The organism is Limnobacter sp. UBA3528 (assembly GCF_002377005.1).
In the GTDB taxonomy this organism is placed as follows: Bacteria; Pseudomonadota; Gammaproteobacteria; order Burkholderiales; family Burkholderiaceae_B; genus Limnobacter.
The window spans coordinates 1-5,873 of the sequence record NZ_DFOZ01000042.1 but is presented as its reverse complement, the minus strand read 5'-3'; the positions used below and the strand labels follow the sequence as shown (position 1 = coordinate 5,873).

At 49.5% G+C, this 5,873-nt stretch carries 8 protein-coding genes; 7 read left to right on the top strand and 1 reads right to left on the bottom strand.

Going from position 1 to position 5,873, the window contains the following annotated elements:
- Positions 1-190 precede the first annotated feature (190 nt).
- The 5 genes from B4N58_RS12350 (at position 191) to B4N58_RS12330 (ending at position 3,494) form a co-directional block, all read left to right on the top strand.
- The gene (locus B4N58_RS12350) at positions 191-1,414 is read left to right on the top strand and encodes an alpha/beta fold hydrolase (protein ID WP_291749844.1); all 1,224 of its coding nucleotides are present in this window, start codon (positions 191-193) and stop codon (positions 1,412-1,414) included.
- A gap of 73 nt (positions 1,415-1,487) precedes the next feature.
- On the top strand, positions 1,488-1,823 hold the full coding sequence (locus B4N58_RS12345) for an ArsR/SmtB family transcription factor (protein WP_291749842.1): 336 nt from the start codon (positions 1,488-1,490) through the stop codon (positions 1,821-1,823).
- The gene (locus B4N58_RS12340) at positions 1,816-2,316 is read left to right on the top strand and encodes an arsenate reductase ArsC (protein WP_291749840.1); all 501 of its coding nucleotides are present in this window, start codon (positions 1,816-1,818) and stop codon (positions 2,314-2,316) included. Before B4N58_RS12345 ends, B4N58_RS12340 begins: the two co-directional genes overlap by 8 nt.
- Complete coding sequence (locus B4N58_RS12335) at positions 2,313-2,801, top strand: arsenate reductase ArsC (protein WP_008248140.1); 489 nt, start codon at positions 2,313-2,315, stop codon at positions 2,799-2,801. The genes B4N58_RS12340 and B4N58_RS12335 overlap by 4 nt, the downstream gene beginning before the upstream one ends.
- A gap of 6 nt (positions 2,802-2,807) precedes the next feature.
- Positions 2,808-3,494, top strand: coding sequence for an MIP/aquaporin family protein (locus B4N58_RS12330; RefSeq protein WP_291749837.1), 687 nt, complete (start codon positions 2,808-2,810; stop codon positions 3,492-3,494).
- On the opposite strand, the gene B4N58_RS12325 is transcribed toward B4N58_RS12330, so the two are convergent.
- Complete coding sequence (locus tag B4N58_RS12325; RefSeq protein ID WP_291749834.1) at positions 3,463-3,798, bottom strand: sterol desaturase family protein; 336 nt, start codon at positions 3,796-3,798, stop codon at positions 3,463-3,465. The genes B4N58_RS12330 and B4N58_RS12325 overlap by 32 nt on opposite strands.
- A gap of 110 nt (positions 3,799-3,908) precedes the next feature.
- Between B4N58_RS12325 and B4N58_RS12320 the strand changes: the two genes are divergently transcribed.
- Positions 3,909-5,393 (top strand): hypothetical protein, encoded by a 1,485-nt coding sequence (locus B4N58_RS12320; protein WP_291749831.1) that lies wholly within the window; start codon positions 3,909-3,911, stop codon positions 5,391-5,393.
- The coding region (locus tag B4N58_RS12315) for a hypothetical protein (protein WP_291749828.1) at positions 5,386-5,873 on the top strand (488 nt) is incomplete at its 3' end. The genes B4N58_RS12320 and B4N58_RS12315, both read left to right, overlap by 8 nt.

The window sequence follows — 5,873 nt, the reverse complement described above, 5'->3', positions numbered from 1 at the left end:
TCAAAAAGGGATCAAGCGGTTTTCAGTGCGGCACAAGTAACCCATGCCGAGTGGGCAACAAACAGCAGCAGGGACCCTTCAAGTTCAGGCCAAAAGTCGCCCACGCCCTGCTATTTAGAGTAAACCCTCATCCGAATCGCCCCCGACTGCGTATAAACTTCGACCATCCCAACCTTGCACCGCAGCAACCGTGAAAAAACTGTTCAAAACCGCCCTGAAAATCAACGAGTTGGCCGTTAACACCGCGACCAACGCGGCGGATTGGTTTTTTCGCAAGGAAATCCTGATTCAGTCGGGCAAGACTGAATATGAGGTGATTGCTGAACACCTGCCCATGCGCGTGCGCTATTACGCCCCCACAGCAAGTACACCCGCAGCCAGCTTGGCCGAAGGCGAAATCGAAGCGCCTACGAATCGACAGCACGCCGTGCCACTGGTGTTGGTACCGCCACTGGGTGTCACCACAGAAACATTCGACTTGATGCCTGATCGCAGCCTGGTGAAAGCCATGGTTGAAGCAGGTTTTCGTGTGTACCTGGTGGACTGGGGAAAGCCTGAGCGCAAAGACGGCCACTTGGGCCTGTTCGACTACAGCCACGACATGATGGGTCAAGCACTTCAAGCCGTGCGCGAACACAGTGGCACCAAAGAAATTTCCCTGTTCGGGTGGTGCATGGGCGGTTTGCTGTGCCTGTTGTACGCGGGTTACGGGCACGACAAACACATTCGAAACCTGGTGACAGTCGCCAGCCCGATCGACCTGCGCGATGGCAAGAACATCATGGCTTTCGCCTCCAACACATTGAATGTGACTGCGCGCTTCATTCGCAAGTACAGTGAATTCAGACTCGATCGAATCAACCCGACCCTGTTCAGCCCACCCGGCTGGATGGTCAGCCTGGGTTTCAAACTAACAGCCCCGGTGGCCAGCATCACCACGTACTGGGACCTGCTGACCCGCTTGAACGACCGTGATTTTGTTGAACAACACACCACCACGGCCGACTACCTGAACAACATGATGTTGTACCCAGGCGGAGTGGTACGCGACTTCATGATTCGTTTTGCTGTGGACAACAAACTGGCGCACGGCAAAGTCAAAATCGGCGATCAAATTTCCGATCTCGGCAACATTACGGCCAATATGCTGGTATTTGCAGGGGAAACCGACCACTTGGTACCAGCCAGCATGGCCAAGAAAAGCCTGAAAATGGTGGCCTCGAAAGACAAGTCCTTCTTGCTCGCCCCCGGCGGCCACATGGGCATTATCTTGGGCAGCCAGGCTCGCGAACATGTCTGGAAGCAAGCGGCAGACTGGCTACGTGGGCACTCTCAAGTGGAGGCCCCGGCACCCAAAACTCGTCGACCCCGAAGTACTCCCACGAAAAGCTCCGCAGTTAAGAAAGCAGCCTGAGTTAGTCAGTCTTTTTTAGCGTTTGTCACAAAATCTTCACGAAACAATTCGATATTTCCATTATTATCGAATTATGGAAGAAAATGACATCATCAAAGCACTGGCCGCCCTCTCTCACACCTCGCGTTTGCGGGTGTTTCGAGCCTTGGTCGTCACCGGCCCCGCCGGCCTTACCCCCGGGCAACTGTGCGAGCGGCTGGACATTCCTGCTGCCACCATGTCATTTCACTTGAAAGAACTCAGCAACGCCGGTTTGGTACAACCCATTCGCGACGGGCGCAATCTGATTTACAGCGCGCAGTTTGCCCACATGAATGGCGTGATCTCCTACCTCACCGAGAATTGCTGCGAAGGTCAAAGTTGCACACCTGTTAGCGCACCACACCACAACGAGGCTCACCATGAGTGACAAAACATTCAATGTGCTGTTCATTTGTACCGGCAATTCAGCCCGCTCCATTTTTGCAGAAGCCATTCTGAACCAGTTGGGTCGTGGCCAGTTCAAGGCTTATTCCGCAGGCAGCTTTCCAGCTGGCCGTGTCAACCCCTACACCCTTGAAGTGTTGCAACGCTGGGAAATGGACACCAGCAATTTGCGCAGCAAAAGCTGGGATGAATTTGCCGCACCTGGCGCCCCACAAATGGACTTTGTGTTCACCGTGTGCGATCAGGCCGCTGGCGAAGTATGCCCAGTGTGGCCAGGCCAACCCGTTCTAGCGCACTGGGGAGCACCCGACCCCGCCAAAGCCGAAGGCAGCCATGAACACATCTTGCATGAGTTCCGCAATGTGGGCCTGCTATTGCGCAAGCGCATCGAGCTGATGCTGGCTCTACCCATCACAAAACTCGAAAAACTGGCCATTCAACACGAAGTCGAACAAATAGGAAAAGTATCTTCATGAGCACCAACGTACTCATTCTTTGCACCCACAATTCTGCACGCAGCGTACTGTCGGAAGGCATGCTGAACCACCTTGCACAACAGTATGGCAAAGACATCAAAGCCTTCAGTGCGGGCAGCGCACCAAGCGGCCGCGTGAACCCCTATGCCTTGCAAGCATTGGCCAGTGTGGGCATCGACACCAGCCAGTACACCAGCAAAAGCTGGGATGTGTTCACCGAGCCTGGTGCACCGAAAATTGATATTGTGATCACCGTGTGCGACAGCGCCGCGGCCGAGCAATGCCCCTATTGGCCAGGCAGTCCGGTGAAAACTCACTGGGGCTACCCCGACCCATCCAACGAGGTGGAAGAAAACAAGCCCCGCGCGTTTGAACTGACCCGCCAAGCCATCGCCTTCAAAATGATGCAGCTGATTCAACTGCCCCTTGGCAGCATGAGCACTGCGGAACTGAACGCAGCACTGGCGGCAATTGCACGGAGCTAAGTGACTATGTACTCCTTACCCAAACGTTTGGGTGCCGAGTTTCTGGGCACCTTGCTGCTGCTGGCCATTGTGATTGGCTCGGGTGTCATGGCTGAAAACCTGTCCGAAGGCAACAACGGTGTGGCCCTGATTGCCAATACACTGGCTACGGTGTTCGGCCTGTACATTTTGATCGAAGTGTTTGGCCCCATCAGTGGTGCGCACTTCAACCCGGTGGTCACGCTCAGCATGGTGTTGCTAAAGCGCCAGCCGGGTTCGGAACTGTTGCCCTACATCGTGGTGCAGCTGGTTGGCGCATTTTTCGGTGCCATTCTGGTGCACCAAATGTTTGATATGGAACTGCTTCAGTTTTCCGAGAAAGCCCGCACAGGTTGGGGTATATGGACTGGTGAAATTGTGGCCACTGCCGGGCTGTTGCTGGTCATTTTAATGGCCAAGGCAGAACGGGTTTCCGGCATGGTGGCCTGCTACATTGGCGCAGCTTACTGGTTCACTTCCAGCACCTCTTTTGCAAACCCGGCCGCTGCTTTTGGCAGGCAGTTCTCCAACAGCTTCGCTGGCATTGCACCGGCCGATGTACCCGCTTATGTGGTGTTTGAAGTCATCGGCGGTTTGCTGGCCTTGGTGCTTTACAAGGCCTTCAGCGCCAAGCACCCCACTGCTACTTCCCAGGCACCCAACCCGGCGGCTTGATTAAACACAGCAACCGGTTTTTGAAATCGGGCGCTGTTTTCATTTTCTCAATCAAATGCCCCCAGCCCGCCACCGCCTGCTTCAGCGGGTTGGTGGTCAATACCGGGGTCAGCGTGCCATACACTGGCTTCACGCCGGGTACAAATTCACGGTACGTACCAAACCAACGATCCCACACAATCAGAATTCCCCCGTAATTGCAGTCGTGGTATTCCTCATTCTTGGCATGGTGCAAACGGTGGTGTTGCGGGCAGTTGATTACACTAGGAAACGGGGTATTTAAGTAACTTAACCTCCAGAACACAGCATTTACGGGTCTTACAGCTTGTAGAGTGATTTTTTGATAGATGAAAAAAGGTCAAATCCTTTTTTTTCAATGAGTTATACTGGCCATAGAAAAAAGAGGTAAAAACATTGGAGACACAAATTCTGATTGGAAACTTACGAACCATTGTGCAGACGCATGATGGGATAGTACTTTTCCCACAATCACACTTTCTGAATTTCTTAGGTAGCTCCACTTCTCCTCCCAAAGTGGACTCTCAAATTAAATATCACGATGCACTTAAATCGTTTGAACTTTTTCTTTCACTAGAAGGAATAACGATTGAAAAAAATATTCTTGAAAAAGGAATATATCTAGATTCTCACCAAGCCCTAAGATTGAAGTATTGGCTTGGTTTTACATACAACTTCATGAAGTCTTGCAGGCAAATCCCAGGCAGACTGATGAACGCTTATGCAAGAGAAGCACAGCTCAGAAAAATTCGTTTAATTACGAAAAATGGTAGACCATCGGTAGACGAATCTTATGTTGCTTTGAGTACATACTCTCAGCGTGTGCAAGTAGTGTCTTCATACCTAAAACATCATTACCGATTCTTTGGTAAAGAGATGGTTAACTTCGACAGATCCGGCTCTCTTCGTAACGAGCTGGATGAGATCTTAAAGATCCTTAAAGACGCCGTACCAACTGGGAAGCCCCATGAATCACAAATCAGCTCGTACCCTCAAAGTCGTTGGTACCAAATAATCGAACTGATCGCACTAAAGCCTGAAGAAGCCTTTCTAACAAGAGGCGGTAAACCCTCCGCTAACCTTATAAAGCATCAATTAGTCGTATTGCTATGTAGCGAGGGATTACGCCGTGGCGCTGTGGCTAATTTGAGAATTCAAGATCACAAGGATGACGGGATGTTGCTTGTCCGCGGAAATGAGGAGTACTGGTATCAAGTCAACGGTGGCAAAAGAAAACGTGGCACCGCAAGTCTAAAACAAAGATTTGCCGACCCTCGAGAATCAGTTTTCCATTTCATGATTAATCCTTTAACTAATTTCTTTTTCAAGCAATATTTGACTCAGAGGAAAAAAATTGTTGATAAATACGGCTCTGACAGAACACACGGCTTCTTATTTATCCAACCTAGCTCAGGGCTACCATATATAAATCGCGAACACGTCACCGAGACTTTTAGACTTTTGAAGGAGGGCTTATCTGCAAAAGGACTTCTAAAAATTGACGATTCGGACCCCTTCATTACAGATACGGGTAACAATGAATATGAGTGTCGACCGCATGTATTTCGTCATAGCGGCGTGTGTGAGCGCGCAATAAATTGGTTTCACACTGGATCAAAGGCGGCGAGAATCATTCAGGAACTCGAAAAGATAAATGCACCAAGACACATCATCGACGAGCTCAGGACCATCGAAATTTCAAAAGATCTAAGTGCACTAGAAAAGTACCTAGTCCAAGTTTTTGGCTGGGCTCCGGAAAGTGAGATGGCTGCTTTGTATGCGAAACGAGTGGAGAAAATTTTTGCAAACGGTGTGCGATCAGACTTCCATGACCTAGTTATTGAACTCAAGAATAGAATTCTTGGTAGTCACCATGCATAAAAGCAATACTAGCAACATTTTTCATGAAGAAAATGATGATCTAATTTTCTCAATAGTGCATAAAGAAAGACCTTATCAACCTTTTTATTTGGACTATCGCAATGGCCTAAAAAACTACAGTAGGAGATGGCTTCTGCTTCTTAGGTTGTGTACTGAATTTGAGGCAACAAGGAATCCCGCGCTAATAACCTTCCAAGGCTACCTAGATAATTTTAACGCGCTGATTCAAATTCACTTCGAGGATGGAATAAAGGACCGTCTCTCGTCATTTGACATAGCCTATATCAACGCGAAGCTGCCAGCAAGGCTTAAACAGAGGGGTATTAAGTCCATTTTTGAGCGAGCGTTTGACAGAAAAGATTTAGGCAGAGAATTATTTGATGACACTGTTAATAAGAGAGTCATAGGCATACTAAAACTAAAACAAGATTCTACTAAGTCGATGGTTACGTCGATTGTGCGTATTCTGGTGAATTCGTC

Bases quoted from the DNA above. Each gene is read 5' to 3' on its own strand.
- B4N58_RS12340 (WP_291749840.1), top strand. From the start codon at position 1,816: ATGAGTGACAAAACATTCAATGTGCTGTTCATTTGTACCGGCAATTCA.
- B4N58_RS12335 (WP_008248140.1), top strand. From the start codon at position 2,313: ATGAGCACCAACGTACTCATTCTTTGCACCCACAATTCTGCACGCAGC.
- B4N58_RS12330 (WP_291749837.1), top strand. From the start codon at position 2,808: ATGTACTCCTTACCCAAACGTTTGGGTGCCGAGTTTCTGGGCACCTTG.
- B4N58_RS12345 (WP_291749842.1), top strand. From the start codon at position 1,488: ATGGAAGAAAATGACATCATCAAAGCACTGGCCGCCCTCTCTCACACC.